General features: G+C 69.4%; 29 protein-coding genes and 1 pseudogene. 26 read left to right on the top strand and 4 right to left on the bottom strand.

The window, feature by feature from the left end:
* Positions 1-96 precede the first annotated feature (96 nt).
* Positions 97-885: a nucleotidyltransferase domain-containing protein gene (locus HNR12_RS24025; protein ID WP_179769681.1), complete on the bottom strand. Its 789-nt coding sequence runs from the start codon at positions 883-885 to the stop codon at positions 97-99.
* Between the two features lie 40 nt (positions 886-925).
* Complete coding sequence (locus HNR12_RS24020) at positions 926-2,401, bottom strand: MFS transporter (protein ID WP_308251253.1); 1,476 nt, start codon at positions 2,399-2,401, stop codon at positions 926-928.
* A gap of 110 nt (positions 2,402-2,511) precedes the next feature.
* Between HNR12_RS24020 and HNR12_RS24015 the strand changes: the two genes are divergently transcribed.
* From HNR12_RS24015 to HNR12_RS29835, 3 genes are all read left to right on the top strand, one after another.
* Positions 2,512-3,090, top strand: a complete 579-nt coding sequence (locus HNR12_RS24015; protein ID WP_179769679.1) for a TetR/AcrR family transcriptional regulator — start codon at positions 2,512-2,514, stop codon at positions 3,088-3,090.
* A gap of 41 nt (positions 3,091-3,131) precedes the next feature.
* On the top strand, positions 3,132-3,647 hold the full coding sequence (locus HNR12_RS24010) for a dihydrofolate reductase family protein (RefSeq protein WP_217781744.1): 516 nt from the start codon (positions 3,132-3,134) through the stop codon (positions 3,645-3,647).
* A 203-nt stretch (positions 3,648-3,850) separates the two neighbouring features.
* Positions 3,851-4,099, top strand: coding sequence for a helix-turn-helix domain-containing protein (locus HNR12_RS29835; protein ID WP_217781761.1), 249 nt, complete (start codon positions 3,851-3,853; stop codon positions 4,097-4,099).
* Positions 4,100-4,153: 54 nt separating this feature from the next.
* Here the strand turns inward: HNR12_RS29835 and HNR12_RS29615 are convergent.
* Together HNR12_RS29615 and HNR12_RS23995 are read right to left on the bottom strand one after the other, a co-directional pair.
* A pseudogene (locus HNR12_RS29615) lies at positions 4,154-5,265 on the bottom strand (MFS transporter).
* Positions 5,266-5,333: 68 nt separating this feature from the next.
* The gene (locus tag HNR12_RS23995; RefSeq protein WP_179769677.1) at positions 5,334-5,669 is read right to left on the bottom strand and encodes an ArsR/SmtB family transcription factor; all 336 of its coding nucleotides are present in this window, start codon (positions 5,667-5,669) and stop codon (positions 5,334-5,336) included.
* Positions 5,670-6,057: 388 nt separating this feature from the next.
* Here HNR12_RS23995 and HNR12_RS27970 point away from each other — a divergent pair, with 388 nt between their 5' ends.
* The 23 genes from HNR12_RS27970 to HNR12_RS23890 all read left to right on the top strand — a co-directional run bounded on the left by HNR12_RS27970 (position 6,058) and on the right by HNR12_RS23890 (position 24,447).
* Positions 6,058-6,312 carry a DNA cytosine methyltransferase gene (locus HNR12_RS27970; RefSeq protein WP_217781742.1) on the top strand — a complete coding sequence of 85 codons (255 nt, stop codon included), beginning with the start codon at positions 6,058-6,060 and terminating at the stop codon, positions 6,310-6,312.
* The gene (locus HNR12_RS27965; protein WP_217781741.1) at positions 6,309-6,524 is read left to right on the top strand and encodes a DNA cytosine methyltransferase; all 216 of its coding nucleotides are present in this window, start codon (positions 6,309-6,311) and stop codon (positions 6,522-6,524) included. The genes HNR12_RS27970 and HNR12_RS27965 overlap by 4 nt, the downstream gene beginning before the upstream one ends.
* Positions 6,525-6,702: 178 nt before the next feature.
* Positions 6,703-7,842, top strand: coding sequence for an acyltransferase family protein (locus HNR12_RS23985; RefSeq protein ID WP_246425165.1), 1,140 nt, complete (start codon positions 6,703-6,705; stop codon positions 7,840-7,842).
* Between the two features lie 237 nt (positions 7,843-8,079).
* Positions 8,080-8,727, top strand: a complete 648-nt coding sequence (locus tag HNR12_RS23980; RefSeq protein WP_179769675.1) for a TetR/AcrR family transcriptional regulator — start codon at positions 8,080-8,082, stop codon at positions 8,725-8,727.
* Positions 8,717-9,298 (top strand): hypothetical protein, encoded by a 582-nt coding sequence (locus HNR12_RS23975; RefSeq protein ID WP_179769674.1) that lies wholly within the window; start codon positions 8,717-8,719, stop codon positions 9,296-9,298. The genes HNR12_RS23980 and HNR12_RS23975 overlap by 11 nt, the downstream gene beginning before the upstream one ends.
* A gap of 215 nt (positions 9,299-9,513) precedes the next feature.
* A complete protein-coding gene (locus HNR12_RS23970) occupies positions 9,514-10,380 on the top strand; it encodes a helix-turn-helix domain-containing protein (protein ID WP_179769673.1) in 867 nt (288 codons plus the stop codon).
* Between the two features lie 234 nt (positions 10,381-10,614).
* Complete coding sequence (locus tag HNR12_RS23965; RefSeq protein WP_179769672.1) at positions 10,615-11,694, top strand: ArdC-like ssDNA-binding domain-containing protein; 1,080 nt, start codon at positions 10,615-10,617, stop codon at positions 11,692-11,694.
* The gene (locus HNR12_RS23960) at positions 11,694-12,626 is read left to right on the top strand and encodes a bifunctional DNA primase/polymerase (protein ID WP_179769671.1); all 933 of its coding nucleotides are present in this window, start codon (positions 11,694-11,696) and stop codon (positions 12,624-12,626) included. Before HNR12_RS23965 ends, HNR12_RS23960 begins: the two co-directional genes overlap by 1 nt.
* The gene (locus HNR12_RS23955; RefSeq protein ID WP_179769670.1) at positions 12,626-13,405 is read left to right on the top strand and encodes a DUF2637 domain-containing protein; all 780 of its coding nucleotides are present in this window, start codon (positions 12,626-12,628) and stop codon (positions 13,403-13,405) included. Before HNR12_RS23960 ends, HNR12_RS23955 begins: the two co-directional genes overlap by 1 nt.
* Positions 13,402-13,812, top strand: a complete 411-nt coding sequence (locus HNR12_RS23950) for a hypothetical protein (RefSeq protein ID WP_179769669.1) — start codon at positions 13,402-13,404, stop codon at positions 13,810-13,812. Before HNR12_RS23955 ends, HNR12_RS23950 begins: the two co-directional genes overlap by 4 nt.
* Before the next feature lie 99 nt (positions 13,813-13,911).
* Positions 13,912-14,802: a hypothetical protein gene (locus tag HNR12_RS23945; RefSeq protein WP_179769668.1), complete on the top strand. Its 891-nt coding sequence runs from the start codon at positions 13,912-13,914 to the stop codon at positions 14,800-14,802.
* Entirely contained in the window at positions 14,799-15,587 is a 789-nt protein-coding gene (locus tag HNR12_RS23940) for a ParB N-terminal domain-containing protein (protein ID WP_218902035.1), read from the top strand. Before HNR12_RS23945 ends, HNR12_RS23940 begins: the two co-directional genes overlap by 4 nt.
* 67 nt (positions 15,588-15,654) lie before the next feature.
* Positions 15,655-15,822, top strand: coding sequence for a hypothetical protein (locus HNR12_RS27960; protein WP_218902034.1), 168 nt, complete (start codon positions 15,655-15,657; stop codon positions 15,820-15,822).
* Positions 15,823-15,941: 119 nt separating this feature from the next.
* A complete protein-coding gene (locus HNR12_RS23935; protein WP_338119822.1) occupies positions 15,942-16,571 on the top strand; it encodes a hypothetical protein in 630 nt (209 codons plus the stop codon).
* Positions 16,572-16,590: 19 nt separating this feature from the next.
* Positions 16,591-18,069, top strand: coding sequence for a M23 family metallopeptidase (locus HNR12_RS23930; protein ID WP_218902033.1), 1,479 nt, complete (start codon positions 16,591-16,593; stop codon positions 18,067-18,069).
* Positions 18,063-18,251 (top strand): DUF6112 family protein, encoded by a 189-nt coding sequence (locus HNR12_RS23925; protein WP_218902032.1) that lies wholly within the window; start codon positions 18,063-18,065, stop codon positions 18,249-18,251. Before HNR12_RS23930 ends, HNR12_RS23925 begins: the two co-directional genes overlap by 7 nt.
* Positions 18,252-18,397: 146 nt before the next feature.
* Positions 18,398-18,667, top strand: coding sequence for a DUF6112 family protein (locus HNR12_RS23920; protein WP_119296660.1), 270 nt, complete (start codon positions 18,398-18,400; stop codon positions 18,665-18,667).
* A gap of 31 nt (positions 18,668-18,698) precedes the next feature.
* Positions 18,699-20,042: a conjugal transfer protein TrbL gene (locus HNR12_RS23915; RefSeq protein WP_179769665.1), complete on the top strand. Its 1,344-nt coding sequence runs from the start codon at positions 18,699-18,701 to the stop codon at positions 20,040-20,042.
* A gap of 3 nt (positions 20,043-20,045) precedes the next feature.
* The gene (locus HNR12_RS23910) at positions 20,046-21,497 is read left to right on the top strand and encodes an SCO6880 family protein (protein WP_246425164.1); all 1,452 of its coding nucleotides are present in this window, start codon (positions 20,046-20,048) and stop codon (positions 21,495-21,497) included.
* Positions 21,494-23,014 carry a type IV secretory system conjugative DNA transfer family protein gene (locus HNR12_RS23905; protein ID WP_218902031.1) on the top strand — a complete coding sequence of 507 codons (1,521 nt, stop codon included), beginning with the start codon at positions 21,494-21,496 and terminating at the stop codon, positions 23,012-23,014. Before HNR12_RS23910 ends, HNR12_RS23905 begins: the two co-directional genes overlap by 4 nt.
* A gap of 93 nt (positions 23,015-23,107) precedes the next feature.
* Positions 23,108-23,587, top strand: coding sequence for a single-stranded DNA-binding protein (locus tag HNR12_RS23900; RefSeq protein ID WP_179769664.1), 480 nt, complete (start codon positions 23,108-23,110; stop codon positions 23,585-23,587).
* Positions 23,588-23,595: 8 nt separating this feature from the next.
* The gene (locus HNR12_RS23895; protein WP_179769663.1) at positions 23,596-24,240 is read left to right on the top strand and encodes a hypothetical protein; all 645 of its coding nucleotides are present in this window, start codon (positions 23,596-23,598) and stop codon (positions 24,238-24,240) included.
* Between the two features lie 3 nt (positions 24,241-24,243).
* A complete protein-coding gene (locus tag HNR12_RS23890; RefSeq protein ID WP_218902030.1) occupies positions 24,244-24,447 on the top strand; it encodes a hypothetical protein in 204 nt (67 codons plus the stop codon).
* Positions 24,448-24,583: the final 136 nt, after the last annotated feature.

The following is a 24,583-nucleotide window of genomic DNA, read 5'->3' as shown; positions in this document are numbered from 1 at the left end:
CCGGGCGGGCGACGAGCGCGGCCAGGCGCGCCGTGTCGCCATCAAGCGGCTCCTGACCGTCCCGCTCGGTCGGCGATCTTCGCTCGTCGCTCGCGGTCACGCAACGTCTATCCCGTCAGCGATGTGAGCCGTCGCGCTCTGCAGACGGGCGCGGGCAAGGGTGCCGGCCTGAGCCACGACATCTGCGAGTGTGCCATGGTCGGCCGCCGCTATCACCCCGTCGATCTCCTGCAGGCGGGCCGCATGCAGCAGCCTCTTGTCGTTCGTCGTCCACGTGCCCTCCGCGGCGAGGACGGCATGGGCGAACTGGCATGCGGCGACCGCTATCGACCCCACGCACTGGGTCACCATGCCGCGGGGGGCGTGATTGGCGGCGGCGTACGCCAAGGTGAGCTCCGCCATCTGAGACCACCGCGCCGACGCGGAACGGCGAAGCGCATCGGGGAACTCGTCGACGGCGGGCACCTCCCCACGCAGCGTCCGCCCCAGCGCCAGCTCCGCGACGACCAGGTAGGTCGGAATCCCGGCGAGGTGGAACATCAGGGGTTCGACATCGAACTCGCCGCGCCGAGCACGCGCAATCTCCGCTTCGACCACATCGAGGTCGCGGTAGTGCACGTCGACCCTGCGCCCCCCGATGGTGAGCCAGGCTCCCCCGTTGAACACACCTCCGCCCCACCCGCCGACGGCGGACACCTCGCCCTCCCATCCGACGGCGCGCAAATGCTCAGGATCGAACGCGCCACGGTAGTAGACCGCCAGATCCCAGTCACTGCCCTCTGCGGCGGTGCCCTGCGCGCGCGAGCCGCCGAGTGCGACGCCCTCCACGGTCGGCAGAGCCGCGAGAGCGTCGGCGATGCCGTTCAAGAATGTGTCGTCGGTCATCCTCATCTCCTTCCTCCGTTCGACCCGCTCGTCCTCTGTATCACGGCACAGCAGACGCTTTGGTGTCAGCCGAGGAGCCGGCGGAACGGTGCCGAAGGGCGACGGCCAGCACGACGCCAGCGAGCAGGCACACCCCGGCACCGATCAGCGAGGCGGTGACGACGCCGTCCCCATAGGCCGCGATCACCGCCTGCAACATCTCCGCGTCACCCCGGAAGACCTCCATGCCGCCGCCGACCGTCTCGAATGCTCGGGGCTCCGACGGCGCGAGCTCGTGCATGGCGCGGGTGTACACCGTGGCCGCCGCCGTCCCGAGAATCGCGATGCCCATCGCGCCGCCGAGTTCGGTGCTGCTCTCCGCCAGACCGGATGCGCTCCCCGTGCGCGCCGGCGGCGCCTCGGAGAGGATGAGCGCGCTCGCCGTCGGCGTGGCCAGACCGGCGCCCGTTGTGATCACGAGGTAGCCGAGCAGGAACGTCCACAGCGTGCCCGGCACACCCCACCACGCCACGACGCAGAACCCCGCTCCGGCGATCGCCACACCGATGACCAGGATCGCCGCGCGGGGGAAGCTGGCCGGGATGGCCGCGGCGACACCGGCACCCACGAGCGTGCCGGCGAATGCGGGCAGCGCCCACAGAGCCGCCTGCAGCGCGCTGAGCGCGTGGGTCGTCTGCACGAACGTGAAGGCGAGGGAGCCGAGGCCGGTGAGCGCCAATGCGACTGTCGCGTTGGCCGCCACCGCCGCGCTGAAGCGCCTGTTACGGAACAGCGATGCGTCGATCAGCGGGTAGGCGATGCGTCGATGGCGCAGGACGTACGCGGTGACCCCGATCGCAGCGAGCACGACCGCGACCGCGGATGCGGCATCGGGCCCCTCGGACACCGTATGCTTCACCGCGAACGCCGCCGCGATGATGCTCACGGTCACGAGCGCGGCTCCCGGAAGATCGTACGGATGCGGCGTGGTGCTGCGCGACTCCGGGAGCAACCAGGGTGCCGCCAGGACCAAGACCAGCATCACGGGAACGTTCACGAGGAAGACCGACCCCCACCAGAAGTGCTCCAGCAGCACCCCGCCCACGATGGGTCCCAGCACCGACCCACCGGCGAACGCCACCGTCCACGCCGACACCGCAACGCCTCGCTGTCGCTCCGACGCGAACATGTCTCGGATCAGGGCCAACGTGGAGGGGGCGAGCGTGGCTCCCCCGACAGCGAGGGCTGCTCTTGCCACGATCAGGATCTCCGCCGTCGGCGCGAAAGCCAGCAAGGCGGAGGCGATGCCGAACAAGACCGCGCCGATAATGAGCAGCCGCCGCCGACCGATCCGATCGCCGAGACCACCCATCGGCAGCAGCAGTCCCGCAATCACGAAGCCATAGATGTCCATCGCCCACACCATCTGCGAGGCGGTGGGCTCCAATGCGACGGAGATCTCCGGCGCGGCCACGAACAGGATTGAAATGTCCATGGAGACCAGAAGCGCTGGCAGAAGTAGCAGCAGGAGGCCCACCCACGTCCTAGCGGTGGCACGTGCGTGGGGCGGCGCTGTGGAGGACATGTTGTATGAGCCTTCCGTTCGTACGTACGTCAAATTATACGTACGTACGATAGCATGCCGTCGTGACTCAACGAGAAGATCTGCTCAAGGCTGCAAAGCGCTGCATCGTCGAGAAGGGGTACCACCGCACCACCGCGCGCGACATCGCAACGGCTGCGGGATCTCATCTCGCGTCGATTGGTTACCACTTCGGGTCCAAGGACGCCCTGATGAACCTCGCCGCACTCGAGGCCCAGAGCGAATGGGGTGACCTCATTACGGCTGCGGTGCAGAACGCGCAAGCGTCCAGCTCGTCGGAGCGGCTGACGATCGCTCTTCGTGCGCTGCTGTCGTCGATGCCGGAGCACCGGGAACTGCTAGTCGCGAGCGCCCAGGCCTTCGCACATGCCGCATTTGCCGAGGACATCCGAGAATCGCTCGCGTACGCGACGGGCGAGGCCCGGCGTGAGTTGGCCGGACTCGTACTGGACGACCCGCCAGCGGCAGGGGAACGAGGCGAAGCCGCGGGCAGCATTGTCCACGCGCTCATCGTCGGTCTCGCCATGCAGGCGCTCCTGGACCCGGATTCGCTTCCGTCCCCGGAGGAGATCACGGCGGCGCTCGTTGCTGTCGGCAACTCCACGACCCGAGAGGAGAGCTAATGACACTTGGTCGCACTTGGCGTGGTCGTTCTTTCCTCGCCATGAGCCTCGATGGCTTCATCGCCCGACCGGATGGTGACGTGCGGTGGCTCGAAAGTCTGCCGACGGACAGAGGCCACGTCACGACGAGCGCGGCGAACCCCGCCCTGGTATGGGAGACGTTCTTCCCGGACATGGACGCGCTGGTGATGGGGCGAAACACGTACGAGAAGGTGCTGACGTTCGGCGACTGGCCCTTCCCCGGTCTGACAACGCTGGTGCTCAGCAGTGCGCTCGACACCGACGACGACAACATCGAGCTGGTCCGCACCGTCGACGAGGCGGCCGAGCGGCTAGCCGCCCGTGGCGCCCGCGAGGTCTACGTCGACGGGGGCGTGACCATCCGCTCCTTCCTGCGTCGGGGACTGATCGACGAGCTGACGGTGTCGATCGCGCCGATGATCCTCGGTGAGGGCGTGCCGCTCTTCGGGGAGGGCACGCCAGAGCGCTCGCTGCGCGTGCGCGGATCGCACGTGACAGCCGAGGGCCTCGTCCGCATCACCTACGACCTAGTCTGAGACCGAGCGGGTTCGGGCGGAGTTGCCACGTCACCATCCAGCAGCTTCAGGCCGACGATGCCGAGGATCGTCGCGGCGAGACTCATCACGCGCTGCGGTGACGCCGGTTCGCCAGCGAGGATGCCCGCAACGGCGACTGCGACCGCACCGATGCCAGCCCAGACGCGGTACCTGGACGCTGATGGAACCGGCCAACCTCGTGCATCTCTCCCCGAACCAGCTCCCCTGCCTGTTCACGACCGCGTTTCGGTACGACCCCGACCGCCTACCTCGCAATGCTGCGAGTACAGGAAATGGCGCGTCTGCTCCGCGAAACACATCGCCGTTGCGGCAGCCGGGCGGCGGCTGGCTGGCGTAGCCGCTCGCGTGCGACTGAGGCCTTCCTCGCGCACACGGGGATCGCACCGAGCCGATATCGCGACATGCGACCCTTCGTAGCCGACGTGCCATGACGCATGGAACCGCGTGGTCGAGCGTAGCTGTTGTCTCTCCACATCACGTCGGGGTTATAGCGTGGCTGTGCGGTCCTCGCTCGTACTTGCTGAAGCCGTTGGGCGACGCGGTCCCGCGAAGGCGATCCAGGCGGTCAGCACCAATGCAAGCAGTGCCGGGAGGAGTGCCCAGGCTGCGAGGTCGGCAGCGCCGGCGCCGGCGGTAAGCAAGCTGCTGCCGATGGCCGCGCCGGCGGCGGAGCCGAGGTACATCGCGGCCATCTGGAGGGCGATGATCGGCATGGACTGTCGGCGCCGATCGGCGGTGAGCGCTTGTTGCAGGGTGGGCACGCTTGCCCAACCGGTCCCGCCCCAGACCGCGGCGGCGATCAGCCATACGATCGGCGAAGTGAATAGCCAGACTGCCGCGAAGCTCAACGCGAGCAGGACAGGGAGGAGGAGTAGGAGCGGTTTCGCACCGTAACGGTCCAGGGGCTTGCCGACGAGCGCGGAGCCGGTGACGCCTCCGATACCCCAGGCCCAGACGAGGGCGAAGCCCCAGTCGGCGAGTCCTCGCGCTTCGGCCATGGGCAGCAGGTAGGTGTAAAGGCCGAGACTCGCCACGCCGAGCAGGAACGCCGCGATGACCCCGACACTGGCCCTGCCCGACCGCAGTACACGGAACGCGGGTTCGCTCCCGGCAGCGGCGAGCCGCGGAAGGGTGTGCGCGCGGACGGCGAGGGCGGCCATGCTGAGCACACCGATGAGCACGACCAGACCCATAGTCCACCGCCACCCGGCGCTCTGCCCGATGAGCATCCGACCGGCACGCCAGCCACGGTCCCGGTGGAAAGACCGAACGTCACCATCGCCATCGCACGGCCGCGCTCCTCATCCGTGACAATCGCCGCAGCGGTTGCAGTCGCGACGGCGGTGAGAATGCCCGCACCGGCGCCCGCGACGATACGAGAGGCGAGGAAGACCTCGACGCTCGGTGCAATGGCGGTGATGAGGTTGCCGAGGTTGAACACACCGAGCGCAATCAGGAGTGCGCGAGCGGTGTTGCGGCGGGTCAGCGGCCCCGAGAGCAAAGGGCCGGCGATGGCGTAGGCGGCGGTGAATGCGGTGACGCCCAGACCGACCATCGCTACCGTGGTGGCGAGGGAGGTGGCGATCTGAGGGAGCACCCCGGCGAGCACGTAGGCGTCGATACCGAGTGCGATCGCTGCGACGACCAGCGGCCAGACCTTGCGGATCACGCACCCGCCTCGTCATTCCCGGCGCGCTCGTAGCCGATGAGCACGGTGCTCAGTAGCCCGGGGAACCGCTGTTCGAGATCGTCGTTGCGCAGCCGGATCATGCACTTGCGACCTTCGGCGCGCACGAACACCACCCCGGTCTCACGCAGCAAACTGGTGTGATGCGTGAGCGTGGAGCGCGGCAGGTCGGGGCCCAGCTCGATGCTGTCCACCTCGCCTCGATCGGCGAGCATCCGCACCATGTTCAACCGCAGCGGCTCACTCAACGCGAAGAGGACACGCGGGATTGCGATGTCACAGGTGTCGGGGTGCTCATAGGTGCGGGGAGGCATCCACCGCCTCCAATCGTTCGAGAAGAATCGCACACTTGATGGTGCGACAATTGTCGCACAGTTCGCAGATGGACTCCACCCGGCGCGTCGTCGTTCACCCGCTCGGGGGTCTCGCGGGCTCTAGCCTCTGGTGCGATTAAGCCGCTTTTACCTCTGTTGAAAGACGTGTGGCGGCTCGTTGGGGCGGCGAGAGCGACGGTCACGAAGGAGGTCGAGTCGCGCGCTGCCGCGGGTTCGAGGAGGCAGTCGGCCGAAGACGCTTCGGGTTGCGGTCATTCGATACGCGCCGGTCGTCTGGTGGCACACCTGGCAGGTGTTCAGCCCGGAGCGTCGGCGCCCGTTCAGTCGCGTCGAGATCCCGAGTTCACGAAGCCTGCGGAGCCACCTCATGCGCGACGACCATCCCCTTCGCGGCCGCCCTCTCCAGGTCGGGTCGCTGTCCTCCGGCTACGGCGGCCTCGACCTTGCCGTCAAGTACGCCACCGGCGGGGAGACGATCTGGTTCTCCGAGACCAACACCTCCATCCGCGTCTTCGCCCACCACTGGCCGGGCTTCCCAGACCTCGGCGACATCACATCCGTCGACTGGGCGACGGTGCTGCCGGTGGACGTGCTGATCGGACGGTTCCCTGCCAAGACGTGAGCACGGTCGGCAAAGGCGCCGGCCTCGCACCCGGCACGCGCTCCGGGCTCTGGTCGCACATGGCGGCCGCGATCGACGCGCTACAACCCGAGCTCGTCGTCATCGAGAACGTCCGCGGCCTGCTCTCCGCACCCGCAGTCCGCCCCACCCCGGAAGGAGCAACCCCCGATGCACGCAACCCCGACGATGCAACCATCGACTTCACACCCTGAACGATACAATTGTATCGTAGTGCTGTGACGCCCGGGGGTAAGCCCGCAGCCCCCAAACGGAGGTTAGGCCTCGGCGGGCAAAGCCCTGCAGGGTCTCTGCCCACGCCACAGCAATGCGAACCAACTCGGCTATGCCGCGACAGTTCACCGCCGAGAACAAAGACAGGATGCCAATCTGATGCATAGAGAGTCTCAACCGAACTTGCGGGGGCTGCACCGCGCCGAGGCCGCTGCTCGTCCTCGACTGCCGTGGATTGACACGGTCCGGGTGGCAGTTACCGTCCTGGTCATAGCGCACCACTGCGCGGTCACCTACGGGAACATCCCCGTCTGGTTCTACAACGAGCCCCCACAGGATCCGTCGGCCTATGCGCTAGACGCGCTGGTTGTGCTGAACCAGACCTGGTTCATGGGTTTATTCTTCCTCATCTCGGGCTACTTCGTTCCTGTGTCGGTCGACCGACACGGGCCGCGCACATTCGCCCAGGATCGGCTCATCCGTCTGGGTCTCCCATTGCTCAGCTTCGTGCTGATCGTGCGGCCACTTGCCAACTTCCACTCCTGGCTACTCGACTCGGACCGGCCGCCCTTCGCTCTGCACTACCTTCGCACTATCGATGCGGGACCGGCCTGGTTCCTCGAAGTGCTGCTGGTGTTCTCATTGATCTACGCCATCTACCGCACCGCACGCAGAACCCCTCCACCTGGCCGGGACACCGCCTCCGAACTTCGCCTCGGAGTTGCCGTCGTCCAACTCCTCGCGCTCATGGCCGTCATGGCGGCAACGGGGGCGGCCTGGCGGCTCATTGTTCCCGATGGCACTCATTGGCCGGTCGTGGGTCTGCCGACGCCGTCCTTTCTTCCGCAGTACGCGTTGATGTTTGCCGCTGGCGTGCTCGCGTCCCGGCATCGATGGCTGGAACGCGTGCCCACCTCAGTCGCCGCGATGACCGCAGCCCTGTCCGCAGTCACGCTTTCAGCGCTCGCGCCTGGGATGATGTCGCCCGACCCTCGCGTGTCTGCGGTCGCGGCGGGAGTTCTCACGGCCGCGCTCGGCGTCGGGCTCAGCGTGGTAGTGCTGGTGATATTCAGACGACTCGCGCCGGACACCGGACCGATCCGGAGGTTTCTGTCGGCGAACGCGTTCACCGTCTACGTCATTCATCCCGCAATCCTGGTCGGTCTTGCACTGATGCTTCGGGACGTCACGGCTCCGGCGATCGCGAAGTTCGGCGTCCTGCTCCTCCTGGCAGTACCGGCCTGCTGGCTGCTCGCTGCAGTCGTGCGCACGATCCCGGGAATCAAGAAGATTATGTGACAGCTTTCTCCGCTCCCCAATGCCCGGCACCCTTCGCGACCGGGGTTCAAGGCTCGGCCGTGGCCGAACCCTGACACCGCGCCTGGCGTCCGGTCGCTCCCACGGCTCTGAAATCGCCAAGTGACCGTAGAGCGCCAATGTCGGCCTGCCGCCGTCGCCCGCCTGCCAGAAGGGATGGACACCGCGTACTTACTTCGATACACTTGTATTACACTGCGGAAGGAAGGGAGATGGACTGTGGCGCGAGGGCGCGGACGCGATCACGATGTGGTCCGGCAAGCGATCATCGATGCAGCGGGCACCGCGGTCGAGCAGGGGGGCCTCGAGTCGCTGACGTTCCGTCGGGTCGCTGCTGCCGCGGATGTATCCCCGGGACGGGTCCAGCACTACTTCACCGACCGCGCCAGGCTGGTGCAGGCCTGCTTCGATGCTGTGCAGGATAGGGCGCGTTCTCGTGTGGAGGCGACGCTCGCGAAAGTCGAGCCGAGCCCTGCGGAGGTGGTCGCGGCGATTCTGCGCACGATGATCCCGCGGAGTCCCGAGGACTTCAGAGATCTCCGTGTGGTCACCATGTTTGAGACCTTGGCGCTCACCGAGCCGGCGTTGGGGCGGGCACTGCTGGAGGGTCACGCAGAGCTGCGCATGCTGCTGGTCGATCAGGTTGCGCTCGTCTTACGCAGACCCGGTTCCGCGCTGGAAGCAGCCGGCATCACGTCCCCGGAGATGATCTCTGATGGATTGCTTGCGACGGCCAGCGGGCTCGCGAGTGAAGTCCTGCACGGCCATCTCGGGGCCGACGAGGCACACCGGGTCCTAGACGCGGCGCTGGCCTGCGGGCTCGGCAAGAGCACGACTGACGACACGGAGGGCGGCCATGGCGAATGAGTCCGAGGTCCTGCGGCCGCTGCGGCGCGGGGAGGGGCTGGTCCGGGGCCGTTTCGAGACCGAGCACGACGGGGCGACCTACGTCGTCGACGCTCACTACCTCGACCTGGACGAGCGCATCCGCCTCTACCGGAACGGGCGACTCGTCGACACTGCTCGCGGGCGTGCCACGTTCCATCTCGGCGGTGGCGTACGGATCGAGGCCGCGGTCGCTAAGGCCGGCATGAAGTACGTTCGCCTGCGACAGGGCGAAACTGGCGGCACAGTGCAGCTTCCACCGGCCGAAGGAACGGCCGAGGCATGGCGGGCGCGGGTCGGTACCGCTCACCCTACCGCGAGCCGAGTCGTCGGTTGGGTCTCGCTCGTCGTCCTACTGGCTGTACTCGGGATCGAGCTTCCCCAGCTGATCAACCTCGCCGGGAACCTGACGCCGCTCGTCGGACTGCCGTCGTTCGAGGTCCCGGCACTGACGCTACCGGGCTGGACGAACGTGGCACTCATCATCCTGGCCGGAGCCGCCGGGCTCGAACGCAGCCTGAGTATGAAGTACAACCCTCTGCTCGACGACTGATCGGCTCGATGGGTCAGAACACTCATTCGCGGCGCTTCAAAGAAGATGATATCTGCGGCGTGGGCTCTGCTCTCCACGCCGAGCGCGGACAGCGTCGAGCCATTGCTCGCTCTGCGGATCAGCGCCGACCGGTGCGGATGGTAAAGGCCCCTGACCGCGGACGGTTTCTGCCAGTCCTGGCCCGCACCCGCTCAATCCGTCGTCCGGTCGGGCCGATGGTCTACGACTGTCTCAAGCTCGTGTTCGTCAGGTCGGGGTCGGCGATCGTGTTCAGCGAGTTCGGGCACCAGCCGGTCAGCTTCGGTGATGCGATCCTGATCGGCCCGAACGTGTTGTTCAGCGCCGAACCCGAAGACTACGTCACTCTCACCGCGATCCACGTCGATACCGACTTCGCACTCGATCAGTTCTTCTGGCAGCACTCGACCGTCCTGCACGATCGGCTCGACGCGCAAGGGTTTGCCGAGAAGGTCTACTCCGAGCCGGCACAGGTCCTGCGCCTGGGCAGGGACCGGGCGGGCATGGTGATGCCGTGGCTGGACGAGATGGTCGCCCTCAGTATTGAGGGCTGTTTCCCGCAGCGGTTCAACAGGTTGCAGGCGCTCTGGTTCGCGGTGATGGATGTCCTCGCCCCTCACATCCGTATCTCGCCGGTGCGGTTGACGCCGTTGCAGCGGGCGCGCTCGCGTCCCGTGTTGCCGCGTACCCGGCGGTTCGCGCCGCTGCGCCGTGAAGCGATGCTCGCGCGCGAAGCCCTCCACGAGAACGTCGCGCACCCGTGGACGCTCGGCGAACTGGCCGAGACCGTGCGGCTATCTCCGCAACAACTCACCCGGGTGTTCGCTGAGGCGTTCGGGAAGACCCCGATCGCCTACCTGACCATGCTGCGGGTGCAGGAGATGGCGCGGCTGCTGCGCGAGACCGACCTGCCCGTCGCTGCCGCTGGCCGACGCGTGGGCTGGTCGAGCCGATCGCGGGCGACGGAGGCGTTCATCGAGCACACCGGGCTCAGCCCGAGCCGCTACCGCGCCATGCACCCCGTCACCGCCGATCACCCCGAGAACGGCACCGTGGTCCGGTAAACCCTCACTTCGTCCGGCGTCCGACCGGACATCCCCGCTTCCCGCCCACCGTCGGCGGGAGCGCTGGTAGTCCGGTATGTCCTACGTCAGGCACGACCACAAGTTGTCCTGGCGGCCAACCTACCGATCCCGTAGTTCGCTGACCGTCTCGACTCGCCGGATGTGCCTGGCTCACCTCGCAGGTACAGGGCCAGCCGCCCCCCTGGTGGCTAGCCCTCCGGGAGGAGGGAGACGATGGCGACGAGGCAAGAGGAGGCCCGCCAGGCGCGGGAGGCGAAGCTCGACGAGCTCCACGACAAGCTCACCGGTGCGGTCGAGCGGCTCGTCACCGGGGATGACTGGGCCGACGCGCTCCGGTGCGCGGCCCGGTTCCGGTCGCGGTCGTTCAACAACGTCCTGTTGACCTGGGAGCAGCACCTGGCAGCGTTCGAGCAGGGCCGGGTCCCGGAGCCGTTCCCGACCTATGTCGCCGGGTACAAGCAGTGGCAGCAGCTCGGCCGCCAGGTCGGCAAAGGCCAGGCCGGATACCAGATCCTCGCCCCCGTGACCGGCAGGTTCGCATCGGCGAACCCGTCCGATCCGGCGTCGTGGCGGCGCCTGAACCGGGGCGAGAAGCCCAAGCCGGGCGAGACCGTGCGCTCGAAGATGGTCGGGGTGCGCCCGGCCTACGTCTGGGATGTCTCCCAGACCACCGGCGACCCGCTCCCGAAGAAGCCGGAGCCGCGGCTGCTGACCGGGGAGGCGCCGGAAGGCCTGCGCGAGGGACTGGCGAGGCGGATCGGGTCGGAGGGGTTCGAGCTGCTGTGGGTGCCGCACGAGGGCATGATCGGCGGCGCGATCGGGCTGACGAACTTCGAGACCCGCCAGGTCGCAGTGCGGGAGAACATGCCCGACGCCGCGCAGGTGAAGACCGAGGGCCACGAGCTCGCCCACGTCCTGATGCACGGGCCCGACCAGGAGGAAGCGAGGCAGCATCGCGGGATCGGGGAGGTCGAGGCCGAATCGGTGGCGCTGATGATCGGCGCCGCTCACGGGATGGACACCAGCGAGTACACGATCCCGTACGTGGCCGGGTGGGCGACGGCCGTGGATGGGAAGAACCCGGTCGAGGTGGTGCAGGCCGCCGGGGAGCGTATCCGCAAGACCGCGATCGACATCCTCGACCAGCTCGACACGATCCAGGTGAGCGACGGCACCCCGCCCGGCCTCGACCGCGACACCCAGCGTCAGCCGCCGGAACGTGGCGTCGCCCGGGCGGCGCCTGCCGTGGAGCCTGAGGAGGCGCGGCCCGAGCGAGCGGGGCGGGGGCTGTGATGACGGTCCGTGATCTGTCGGCGATCTTCCTCGACGCCACCGACCAGCCCCTCCCGCGGGCCGCGGCCAGGCTTGCGGCGTCGGGGGTGCCGGTGTTCCCGGTCGCGCCGCGCGACAAGGCACCGCTGATCCGCAACGGCCGCGGCTTCCGGGACGCAACAACTGACCTGCGGCAGGTCGAGGCGTGGTGGCGGCGCTTCCCACAGGCGAACATCGGCGTCCCCACCGGCGCTGCCTCCGGCCTGGTCGTGGTGGATGTGGACGTGCACGGCACGAACGGCTACGACGCCCTGAACCGCGCCGACCGCGCCGGCCTCGTCACAGGGTGGGAGTTCTTGGTGCGCTCGCCCACGGGCGGCCTGCACCTCTGCTACCCAGCCGCCGACGAGATGGAGCAGCGGTCGTGGCAGGCCGGGGATGCGGGGATCGACTTCCGCGGCGACGGCGGCTACATCGTCGCCCCACCCTCGCTCCGGGTGATCGACGGCGAGATGGTGCCCTACCGGATCACCGAGCTCGGCACCGCGCCCACACACCCGCTGGGCGCCGGCCGTCTGCGGCGTTTTCTCGACCCGCCCAGATCGCCGCGCCGATTCCCGCCCCGGATGCGCGGGCAGGGGCGGACTGATCCGCTGAAGCTCGCGAACTGGTTGGGCGGAGAGCGCATCGACCGGAACCGGAAGCTGTTCTGGGCCTCCTGCGTCCTCGCCGAGGAAGGCGTGCCCTATCGGGATGCGCTGGACGCGATGCTCGCGGTCGAGCAGCCCGACTTCGGGCAGCGGGAGATCACCCGGACCGTCGCCTCCGGTTACAAGCGCATCCACGGTGATCCGCCCTCAGTCCGTGGGAACAGAGCGCCCCTCGGAGGGCCTGCGCGCGCCACCGTCGGCGCATCTCAGGAGCAGCGGCTGACGCCGGCGAGGGGGCTGTGATGTCTCGGCGGCGTGGGTGGGCGGTGGTCACGGCCGCGTCGGGCACTGTGCTCATCGGTGCCGGCGCGTTCTGGTTGTCGTTCACGGCGCTGGCCGACCTCGCCGTGCGCTCCGGGATCGGGGGCGGGCAGGCGTGGATCTGGCCGCTGCTGGTCGATGGGCTGATCGTGGTCGCGACCGTCGCCGTGGTCGCTCTCGATGGGCACCGGGCGGCCTGGTATCCGTGGGCGCTGCTCATCGGCGGCGCACTTGTCTCGGTGATCGCGAACGCCGCGCACGCCCTGGTCACCGCCGAGGCGTCCGTGCCGGGCCTGCTCGCCGCGACCGTCGCCGCCGTCCCGCCCCTGGTGCTGCTGGCCTCCACCCATCTGACCGTCGTGCTCATCCGCTCCACCCGCACCACGACCACCCCGCCGCCGACCGAGGAGCCGCTGCCGGCTCTGCCGGCGGGCGGCACCGCACCCGAGACCCCAACCGAGAGCCCGGCGACGGAGCCCGACGATCCCTCACCGCAGCCCGAGGACGAGGGCGAAGTAGTCCCGTCCGTGCCCGAGGCCGGCGAGTCGGCTCCGACGGTGGTTGGTGCTGGTCGGCGGGAGTGGGCGGCGCGGCTGCGTGCGGAGGGTTGGTCGAACAAGCAGATCGCCCGCGAACTCGATGTGCACCCCTCGACCGTGGGCCGCTGGTTTCCCCGACGGCCCGAGGCCGAGGTGTCTGAGTCGTCCGGCCTGCAGGAGGCCGGCACCCCACCTGAACATTCCGAGGAGGAACTGTCATGAACACTGAACAGCACCCGCACGACCAGCAGTCGCCCGAGCAGCCGCCACCATCCGAGGCGGCAGGGCCGGAGCGGCCTGATCCGGCGGCGGGGATGGCGCCCGAGGCGATCCAGGCGGCCGACGTCGACCGCGAGCAGCAAAGCGCGGAGGGCGTGGACGTGGAGAGGCCGACCCGCGGGGTGGACTGGGTGCGCGCTTCCGACTTGCTCTCTCGTGGCAGCGGCTACGTGTCGCGGCGCGGCATCGACCTGGACGCCAGGCTCGCTCGTGGGACCCGGCACGGCATCGCGGTCAGCGCCAAGTATGCCGGTCGGCAGATCGCCGCGGGCGCGAGGCGGCTGCCGCCGGTCTCGGCGTTCGGCCGCGAGGAGCCCGCGCCGGAGGCGCCGGGTCTGGGCAGGAAGTGACCAGGGGTGAGCCGTCATGTCTACGATCCGACGTTCTTTCCCTGACCGCCCCGCTGCTCGTGGGAGCCGGTGTGCACCTGCTTGGCAGGAGGTGCCGAGATGATCCCGCACACGACGACTGCCGCCGGCCGGGGAGGCGGCGAGGACTACACGACTGGCGAGGGCCTGCGCGCTCTGCTGGCCCGGCTGCACGCGGAAGGGCCGGGCGCGTGGCGCACCGATCCGATCGCCGCGAAGCTCATGGAGTATGCGGCGGAGAAGTACGCTGCTCTGGCGCGTAAGCACGGTCTTGATCCGTGGGAGGCGGCGGCTGCGGCGTTCGATGTGATGCGCACCCGTTCCGCGCGCGGGGCCGATGACCCGTGGGGCGTGGTCACCCATGCGGTGCGGATCACCTGCATCGCCGAGGAACGCGCCCAAGGCCTGCTCTGTTCGACGCATCAGGCGCGCCGCCCGCACTACTCGGTCTTCCACGACGCCGAACGCCTTTCCGACCGTGAGAACCCGCTGGATGACTACCATCCCGCGTTCCACATCACCGACCCCCACCCCGACGACGAGCACGACGGCGAGAACGAGGGCGAGCGGGAGGTGGTGGAGCCTGCCGGGGTGGTCACGTCGGCCTCTGGTGCGGTGGAGGACGCGATCGCGTTCGTCACCGTCCTCGGCTGGCCGGCCCAGACCGCCCGCGCCGCAGTCGAGCATGTCTGCCACGCCCTCGCCCGCGCCGGATCGCGGCAGTCCGCGTTCGAGGTGCTGCGCCGCGACAAGCACTCCCGCGCCCTGCTCGACCTGCCCGGCTCCTCATGGACGGCGCTGCTGCGGGCACTGCTCGGCAACCCCGCCCCCGGGATCGCCGCAACCTCGGCGGGGCGGGGCATCCTGCTCAGGTTGTTGATCGGCGAGACGCTGCCGGTGCTGCTGCACGACGACGACCTCGTCCTCACCGTGTCACTCGCGGCACCACGCAAGGGTGGGGGTCGGCGATGAGTATCGAGCTGGAACGGGCCGTGTCCTCCATCAGGATCGGGAACCGGCACCGCACCGACCTGGGCGAGATCGACGCCCTGGCCGCGTCCATCGAGCGCGACGGGCTGCTCCAGCCCTCGACGATCACCCCGGACGGGGTGCTCGTCTGCGGGCGGCGCAGATTGGCAGCGATCCAGCAGCTCGGCTGGCGCACCGTGAACGTGTGGGTGCGGCAAGGGATCTCCGACCGTCTCGGGCATCTCCTTGCCGAGCAGGACGACAACCTGCTGCACAAGGACCTCACCCCGCTCGAAGCAGCTTCCCTCTACCGCGAGCTCAAGACCCTCCTCGCTGAGGATGCGGCCCGTCGTCAGGAAGCCTCCCGGTTCAGCACCGACCACCAACCCGCCGAGGGCGGTCAGGACGGTGGCGGAAAATTTCCGGCACCGTCACCAACACCTTCACCGACTGCGGCGGGTGAGGCGCGGCAGCAGGCGGCGGCGATGATCCCGGGCGCGGCGTCGTATCGGACGTTGGACAAGATCGAGGCGATCCAGCAGGCCGCCGACCGTGACGACCTCCCCGACGACACCCGCGCGGTCGTGGCGGATGCGTTGGCGCGGATCGAGGCGGGCGCGCCGGTGCATCCGATCTTCGAGGAGGTCCGCGCCCTCGTCGACGACCCCGCCCGGACCCGGGATGCGGAGCTGGACCGGCTCGCACAAGACGCCCTCGCCCGCGCCAAGAACCGGCCCCGCCGCACGAAGAACCCTGCCGTTCCCGCGGCGGCGGGGCTCACGGTGTAGGACGGCCCGCTCGTTCGTCGTGATTTGGGGTGAACTGGCCGACTGGTGGACGCATTACGACCCGGCCGTGCTCGCCGGCGAGCTCACCGAGGAGCAGATCGAGATGTTCCTGACGATCGCCGACGGCACCGCCGGCTTCGCCACCGCCCTCCGTGCCGCACGCAACCGCAACATCGACAACGACGAAGACCGTGAAGAGGGCGAGGGTGGGGTGCGGCATCTGCGCGCCCTCTGATCCTCACGTTGTTTCGCCGCCCCGGACCCTCATGAGGGGTGTCGGGGCGGATGTGCGTTCGGGTGCACCTGGTGGGTATGAACTCGACAGATGCTTCTCGTTCCCGCCGTCGACTGGTCGTGCTGATCTCGGCCGCGGTCGTCGTGCTGCTCCTGGTCGGCGTCGGTGTCTACGGCCTGGTCGCCGGCCCCCGCACCACGAGCGACCCGCCCCCCGCGCGCCCGTCACCGACCGCACCGAGTACCGCGGAGCAGGGGCCGCGTGAGCTGGCGCCGATCCCCGAGACCGACGACCCCGAGGAGTTCGCCCGCGCCGTTGCGGAGGCGCTGTTCGGTTGGGATACGACCAGCGGGCTGATGCCGCTGGACTACACCAGCGTGCTCCTGAAGGTTGCCGACCCCTCCGGTGTCGAGCAGGCGGGCCTGGCCTCGGATATCGCCGGCTACCTCCCGAACCGCGACACCTGGGTCGAGCTGCGCAAGTACAGCACGACCCAGCGCCTGGAGATCACCGATGTGTTCGTGCCCGATGCGTGGGCGGAGGCGGAAGCGCAGGCGCAGCCGGCGCAGCTGGCGCCCGGCACGACCGCGTACACGGTCGAGGGCGTCCGCCATCGGCAGGGCGTCTGGAACGACGAGGCCACGTCGAGTGCGCATGAGGTGGCGTTCACGATCTTCCTGACCTGCCCGCCGGGTGGCGACCCCTGTTATTTGCTGCGGCTGTCCGTCCTCGACCAGCCCCTGCGCTGACACCGGGGAGGAGACGCTGATGCTGCGCAAAGCGATCGCGGGGATCGCCGCCCTCGTCCTGCTCGGTCCGATGGTCGTCCTCGTCTCGGTCGGGCTGCTCGTCAACCCCTCCGCCGCCTACTGCGCCGCCCCCGGAGGCAGGGTGCAGGTCGGCGACGTGCCGGACGAACTGACCTCGACCACCCGCGACGGGGAACAGGTGACGCTTGGCAAGGCCGAGCTCACCCACGCGGCCACGATCATCGAGACCGGTTCGCGCACCGAGGGGGTGGGCCGGGATGGGATCGTGATCGCGTTGATGGCGGCGCTGACCGAGTCGCGGATGCGGATGCTCGCCAACACCTTCGCGTATCCGGAGAGCGGCGACTACCCGAACGACGGCGACGGCTCGGATAACGACTCCCTCGGCTTGTTTCAGATGCGGCCGGCCTCCGGGTGGGGCACCGTCGCTGAACTCATGGACCCCGACTATCAGACCGCCGCGTTCTACGGCGGCCCGGGCGGCCCCAACGCCGGCTCACCCAGGGGGCTGCTGGACATTCCCGGCTGGGAGCAGATGGGCAAAGGCGAGGCCGCCCAGTCGGTCGAAGTCAGCGCGTTCCCGGACCGCTACAACAACTACGAGCCCGTCGCCGAAGACATCCTCACCACCCTCACCGGCAGCGGCACTGGCAGTGGCGATCCCGGCCCGACCCGTGCCCCGGTCCTGGTGGGTGCGGAGCCGGTCGAGTCGGCGCGGGTGGTGTTCCCGCTGCCGGAGGGCACTTGGGTGCCGACGAGCCCGTTCGGGCCGAGGACGCATCCGATCACCGGCGAACTGGAGTCCTTCCACACCGCCTCGGATTTCTCCGCCCCGGACGGCACCCCGATCCTCGCCGCCGCCGACGGAACTGTCACGGTCGCGGAGTTCTCCGGCGGCTACGGGGGTCTCGTCGTCATCGAGCACCGCATCGACGGGAAGACCCTGGCGACCGCGTACGCGCATTCCTGGGAGCACGGCATCCACGTCGCGCCGGGTGACACGGTGCGGGCGGGGCAGCACATCGCCGACGTCGGCTCCTCGGGCATGTCGACGGGGCCGCATCTGCATTTCGAGGTCCGCGACGGCGGCACCGACGGCGAGTACATCGACCCCGCGAAGTGGCTCAACGACCACGACGCCGCCGACCTCGACGAGTCCGACGTCACCCCACCCGGACAGCACGAGGACTGCGATACCCAGCAGAGCACGCCGGGTGATCCGGCCCCGGTCGAGGGCGACCCGGACGAGCTGGTGGACGACCCCACGAGCGAAGGGCAGATCACGGTGCGGATGCGCAGCGTCTACGAACAGACCCTCGCCGCATTCCCAGAGTCGACGTGGGCGTGCTACTCGCCCCGCCCCGGCACCAAGTCCGAACACCCGATCGGCAGAGCGTGTGATGTGGCGTTCGGGAACGCGATCGGCCAGTACCCGACCCCGGCCCAGCTCGAGTACGGGTGGCAGGCTTCGTGCTGATCGTCGCGGTGCTGATGCTCATCGTCTCAGGCATCTGCTGGGCGATCGGTTCCAGCAACGGCAACTACCAGCTCGCTCACCGTGGCCGGGCCGGCGTGTTCGTGTCCTTCGCCGGCGCGATCCTCGCCGGCGCCGGCGTCGCCTGGCTGAACTGGCTCATCACGATCGGCAACCAGCTCTAACCCTGGTTGCTGCTCGTCGTCGGTTTTCTCTGGCCCGCCCCTCGGGTGCTTCGGCACCTCCGGGGGCGGGCTTCTTCGTGTGCTCCTGGGCGCGGGTGGTGCACCTGGCGGTCGGAACTGTCTCTCGTCTCGTGAAAGGGCACATCGTGATCGACATCGACCCCAACTCCAGCGGACTGCCGGGCATCGAGCAGCTGCGCACCATCGTCGGCGCCGTGATGACCGTCGGCCTCATCCTGTCCGTGCTGGCGCTGATCGTCTCCGCGATCGTGTGGGCCTACGGCTCCAACAGCAGCAACCCGCACCTGGCGGGGCGGGGGAAGACGGGGCTGCTGATCTCCTGCGGCGCGGCCGTGATCTGCGGCGCCGCCGTCGCGCTCGTGAACTTCGGCTGGTCGGTCGGCCAGCAGGTCTAACCCCTTCTGCGTGTGAAAGGAGGGGTGCGCCGTGAGCGTGTGCGATATCCCCGTCATCTCGAATGTGTGCGACGCCGTCGGTGAGGGCACCGCGTCCCTGATCGCCGCCCCGTTCGACTGGCTCGCCTCCTCGATGGCCGGGGCCGCAGCCTGGCTGATGGAGACGATGTGGACCGTCTTCGACACCACCACCCTGGTCGACCTGAACCAGGACGGATTCGTCTCGGTCTACAACATCGTCTTCGGAATCGCCCTGTTCATCATCGCGATCTTCTTCTTCCTCCAACTCATCACCGGGATGATCCAGCGCGACCCCGGCGCCCTCTCACGGGCGGCACTCGGGGCCGGCAAGTCGATCCTCGGATCGTTCGTGGTCATCACGTTGACGACGGTGCTGCTGGAGATCGTCGACCAGCTGTGCATCGGCCTCATCCAGGCCGCCGGGGAGACCACCGAATCAATGGGCAACCAACTCCTCCTCCTCGCGGGCGCCCTATCCGGGCTGAACATCGCCGCACCCGGCGTCGGCGCGATCGTCAGTATTTTTCTCGCCGGCCTGATGATCGCGGCCATCGGCATCGTCTGGTTCTCCCTGCTGATCCGCAAGGCCCTGATCCTCGTCACCGTGGTGCTGGCCCCGCTGGCGTTGTCGGGGGCGTCGTGGGATGTGACGAAGGGGTGGATCGGGAAATGGGTGACGTTCCTGATCGCCCTGATCGTCTCGAAGCTGGTGCTCGTCGTGGTGTTCCTGGTCGCGATCACGCAGGTCGCGACCCCCATCGACGCCGGCTTGACCGCGGTGACCGAGCCCATCGCCGGGATCGTGCTGCTCGGGATCGCGGCGTTTGCCCCCTACATGGTCTACCGGCTCCTGAGCTTCGTGGGCTTCGACCTCTACAACACCATGGGCGCCGAGCAGGACGCGAAGAACGCCATGAACCGGCCCCTCCCGATCCCCACCCGTGGCGGTGAGGGCCCGAAGAAGATCCTCGACGGCTCCAGCGGCGGCGGTGGTGGTGACGGGGATGGCGGTGGGAGCCCGCCCGCGGCGAAGCCGCCCGCCAGCACTGAGACCGCGGGGACGGAGGCCGCGACCGCCGAGGCGGGAACGGAGACGGCCGCGAGCAGCGGGCCTGCCGCCCCGGTCGTGGCCGGCGTGATCGTCGCCAAAGAAGCCGCCGAAGCCGGCCCGGCAGCGGGCAACGAGGTCGGCACGCAGGCCGACACCGCCGCCGCGGGAGCGCAGAACACCGGCAACACCACCACCCCCGGAGGCGATGTCGGTTCGGGCGGTACGCCGCCGGCTCCGTCGGCGCCGGTGCCCAACACCCCAACCGAACCGGCAGAACCCGGCCCGGCCGGCGGGAAGGAGTAGACGATGCCCCGCACCGACGACACCACGACTACCGGCGATCTGGTGCCGGTGAAGTTCTCCCTCCTCACCCGACGCGGCCTCATCCTGGGCCTGTCACTGTCGCAGATGATCGTCCTCGGCATCGGCGGCGCCTCCCTGATCGGAGCGCTCTACGCTGGCGGCGGCATCCTCATCGCCTACTCCGCCCCCATCTGGGCGGCCGCAATCGCCCTGACCTGGGTGAAGATCAGCGGCCGAGCTCTGGTCGAGTGGATACCCGTCTGCGCCTGGTGGGCCTGGCGCACCACCGGAGGCCAGCTTCTCTACCGCCGCCGGATCGTCACCCCGAGACCGGAGGGCACGCTCGCGCTGCCCGGCGACATGGCCAGGTTGCGCGAGTACACCGACCCCGAGACCGGGGCCGGGATGATCCACGACCCGACCGCGAACACGCTCACCGTGGTGGTGTCGGTGACGCATCCGGCGTTCGTGCTGCTGGACCCCTCCGAGCAGCACCGCCGCGTCACCGCCTGGGGCCGCGTGCTCGCCACGATCTGCCGCTCCGGCCGGGTCGCCACCCTCCAAGTCCTGGAGCGCACGCTGCCGGATTCCGGGCAGGGGCTCGCCGAATGGTGGGCCGAGCACGGCACCCACGACGGCTCCTGGGCCTCGACCACCTACAGTGAGCTGATCGACCGTGCCGGGCCCGCAGGGGAACGACACGCCACGACGCTGTCGCTGTCTCTGGATATGAAGGCGGCGGGCCGGCAGATCCGCACCGCCGGCGGCGGCCTCAAAAGGGCGGCGAACGTGCTCCGCCAGGAGATGACCACCCTCCTCTCCGCGCTCCGCGCCGCCGACCTCACCCCCTCCGGATGGCTCTCGACCGGGGAGATCGCGGTGATGCTGCGCACCGCCTACGACCCCGCCATCGGGCCGACCCTGGAACGCCACGGCCGGCTCGGACAGGACCTCGCCACCGCCGGCCCGGTCGCGGTCGCCGAGACGTGGGAGCGCCTGCGGACCGATTCCGGCTACCACGCCGTGCTCTGGATCTCTGAATGGCCCCGCGCGATGGTCTACCCGGGCTTCCTTGCCCCGGTGACGTTGTCGACGGGGATACAGCGGTCGATCTCGCTGATCTGCACCCCGCTCCGCACCGACCAAGCCGTCCGCGACATCCGCAAGAAGAAGGTGGAGTACATCAGCGACCGCGCCCAGCGGGCGAAGATCGGACAGATCCAGGACGCCTCCCAGACCGCCGAGTACGAGGACGTGCTGCGCCAGGAAGCCGACCTGACCGCCGGGCACGGGGTGCTGCGCTACACCGGCCTCATCGCCATCACCGCCCCCGCGACCCCGGACGGTCGGGCCCGCGCCCTCCTCGACCCGGCGGTCGTCGCCGCGGCGAAGGCGGGTGAGGTGGTGCTGGTCGGGCGGGTCTCGGGCACGATCGCCGTCCGGGGCGTGTCGTGACCGGCCCGCAGGGCCGCGCCGGCCAGCCGATGGGCGACGAACTCACCAACGTCCTGCTGATCGCGATCGGTGGGCTGCTCGGGGTCGCGTTCGTTCTCCGTGCCGCGGGCAGCGTCGCCGCGTTCCTCACCGGCACCGCGCAGCCGACCGCCGGGGCGACGGGCGGGGTCGCGGTGTTCTTCCACCCGGCGGACCCGGGCGGGCAGCTTGGCGCTGACGGTCTGAGCCCGGTCGTCTACTGGATCACCGCCGCCCTCATGCTCACCGCCCTGACCGCGGCAGGGCTCTGGGCCTGGAGTCTGATCCGCCGCACGATGCGGCAGGCCGCGGGCGATCCGCACCGGCAGGAGGGCACCGCCACCGGGCACGAGGTCGCGAAGGCCGCGTCGGCGAAGGCGCTCATGCGACGGGCCGGCACCCTGCGCCCCAGCTTGGAGAACCCTGGGCCGGGTGATGTGGGGTATCGGCTCGGCACCGCGCACCGGCGGGAGGTGTGGGCGTCGGTGGAGGACTCGATTCTGCTGATCGGCCCGCCTCGCTCCGGCAAAGGCCTGCACCTAATCATCCCGGCGATCCTCGACGCCCCCGGCGCCGTCGTCACCACCAGCACCCGCCCGGATAACGTCACCGCCTGCCTCCGCGCGAGACGGCGTGTCGGCCCGGTGGCGGTGTTCGACCCCCAGCGTCTCGCCGAGGGCCTGCCGGCGGGGATGCGGTGGTCACCGATCCGGGGCTGCGAGTCCCCGCAGACCGCGATGATCCGCGCCGCCGGCCTCGCCTCGGCCACCGGCCTGTCCGCGGGCGGGGTCGAAGGCGGCGACTTCTGGGAAGGCAAGACCAAAGCCGCCCTCCAAGCACTGCTGCACGCCGCCGCCCTCGACCGGCGCAGCCCTTCCGAGCTGTTCCGATGGACCCTCGACCCCACCAGCGCGGCGGACGCGGTCGCGATCCTCACCAACCACGCGCAGGCGGCGACCGGGTGGGCCGACTCGCTGGCGTCGATGATCGACGCCGACCCGCGCACGAGGGATTCGATCTGGCAGGGCGTCAGCCTCTCCCTGGCGGCGCTGGCCGATCCGCGGGTGCTCGATGCCGTCTCACCCGCAGAAGGCGAGGAGTTCGATCCCGAGGCGTTCATCCGGGAGCGGGGCACCCTGTTCCTCCTCGCCACCGGCGCCGGCGCTGGGAAGAGTGCCGCGATCATCCTCGGCGGCGCGTCCAACAGCCGCGACCTCCAGGACCTCTCCACGCTGATCGGGGAACGCGACGAGCTCACCGACACCACCACCGTCGGCGACTACGGCTCCCGCTCCAACCAACGCTCGGTGCGGCGGGTCGCGATCCTGCCGCCCGATCACATCCGACGCCTCCCGTTCGGCACTGCCGTCACCCTGCTGCGCTCAGCCCCACCGATCATCACCGACCTGCGCGCCTGGCCCGACCGACCCGACGGCAAGCAGCTCCAGTCGGATCGAGCCGAGGTCGAACAGCTCCTGCACGACGCCCACGGGCAGTAGCCCCTCGCTGGGTTCTGGGGTGGTCGGGTGCACCTGCCTGCCACGAGCAGCCCCGATGAGGAGCGAGCGGCATGAGCAGAGCAGGAGCACACGATGAGCGAGCAGAAACCAGGCGTCGACCCGGAGATCAGTGAAGCCTTCTACGGGTTCGTCGCCTCGAATCCGAAGCCGACCACGCACGACGGCAAGCCGCGCCTGTACTTCCGGGCCGGGCAGGAGCACTACCAGTTCGCACCCGACGGGTCCAGGATCAAGCTCCCCACCACGTTCCACGATGTCGTCGCGTTCCGCGAGGCGGCCGAAGCCGGCGATCGCAAGCTCGCCAAAGGCGACTGGTTCCTCGCGATCGGGCACACCGAGCCGAGCACGAACCCCAAGACCGGGGTCGAGGAGACCGAGTTCATCGCGAGCCGGTTCGGCCACGATCTCGCCCGCATGAACACCCACGTGGGCAGCCCGCGCCGGCTTTCCCAGATGGAGTCCCCGAACCGGCAGCAGCCGCAGCGGCAGGTCGGCTTCGAGCCGCCCGAGCACGACGGGCCCGGCCACGAGCAGCCCGCACGGGCCATGTGAGGAGCCCGATGATGAACGACGACACCACACGCCCGCCCGCCGACGAGACGACCCCCGACGACGAGGGTCAGCAGGACGAGTGGGAGGACGAAGAGTTCGGGCCGACAGGTCCCGACGATGATGCGCCGGGGCCACCGCGGCCGGTGAACTGGAACCTGCTGCTCGCGCACGATCTGGAGCAGGAATGGCTCGCCCTGAACCGGTGGGTCGAGTGGGTCAGGAGAAAGTACGCGCTGCCCGCCTCGGTGATCCCGCCGTTGTGGCACCGGCATCCGGCACTCAAATGGGAGCTATCCGCGCCGCACCTGCACTGGCTCGCCGCGTACGACCCGGAACAGGACGCCTCGGCCGCGATCGGATGGCACCGCGACTTCGCCGCCGCCCGGCAGCGGCTGCGCGACTGGGTCGCCGCCTCCGGCACCCGCCTGGATCGCGACCGACCCGACCGGCAGACCGCCTGGCCCGGCGAACCCCCGGCCCCGCCAGTCGAAGACATCCCGATCACGAACCGGCGCGAGGACTTCGTGGCCTTCGTGATCGAACAGGTCGCCCGCCGCAAAGCCGCCGAAGACGCCTTCTTCGCCCGCCTCGACGACGCCGACCTCGACATCGACGCCGACCCCGACGAGGGCGCCGACCCCGAAGGCGGGTGAGCGGTGATGGTGCGGAACTATCAGCGCAAGACCCAACGCCCATCATCGGACCGGCGGCTGCGGGTCACGTTCACGAGGCGGGAGCAGATCGACACCGAGAAGATCGCCGAAGTCCTCATCCGCGTCGCCCTGCGCGAAGCCGGCACCACAAGCCGGATCGGTCAGGCCGGAGACCAGCTCCGGGCGCTGCTGAGCAGCGAACGGTAGAATCCCTGTCGTACGTCCATCCCAGGGCGCTACCGGCTTACCCATCTGTTGCCCGAACCCGTCGCGGTTCGGCAGGCCTCCCCAATTTGTGTCGTGACCGCCCGTCGGCGCCCGCACCCACCCCCAATGCTGGGGC

Origin of the sequence: Streptomonospora nanhaiensis, assembly GCF_013410565.1 — a bacterium.
Lineage (GTDB): Bacteria > Actinomycetota > Actinomycetes > Streptosporangiales > Streptosporangiaceae > Streptomonospora > Streptomonospora nanhaiensis.
This window is presented reverse-complemented; position numbering and strand designations above follow the sequence as displayed.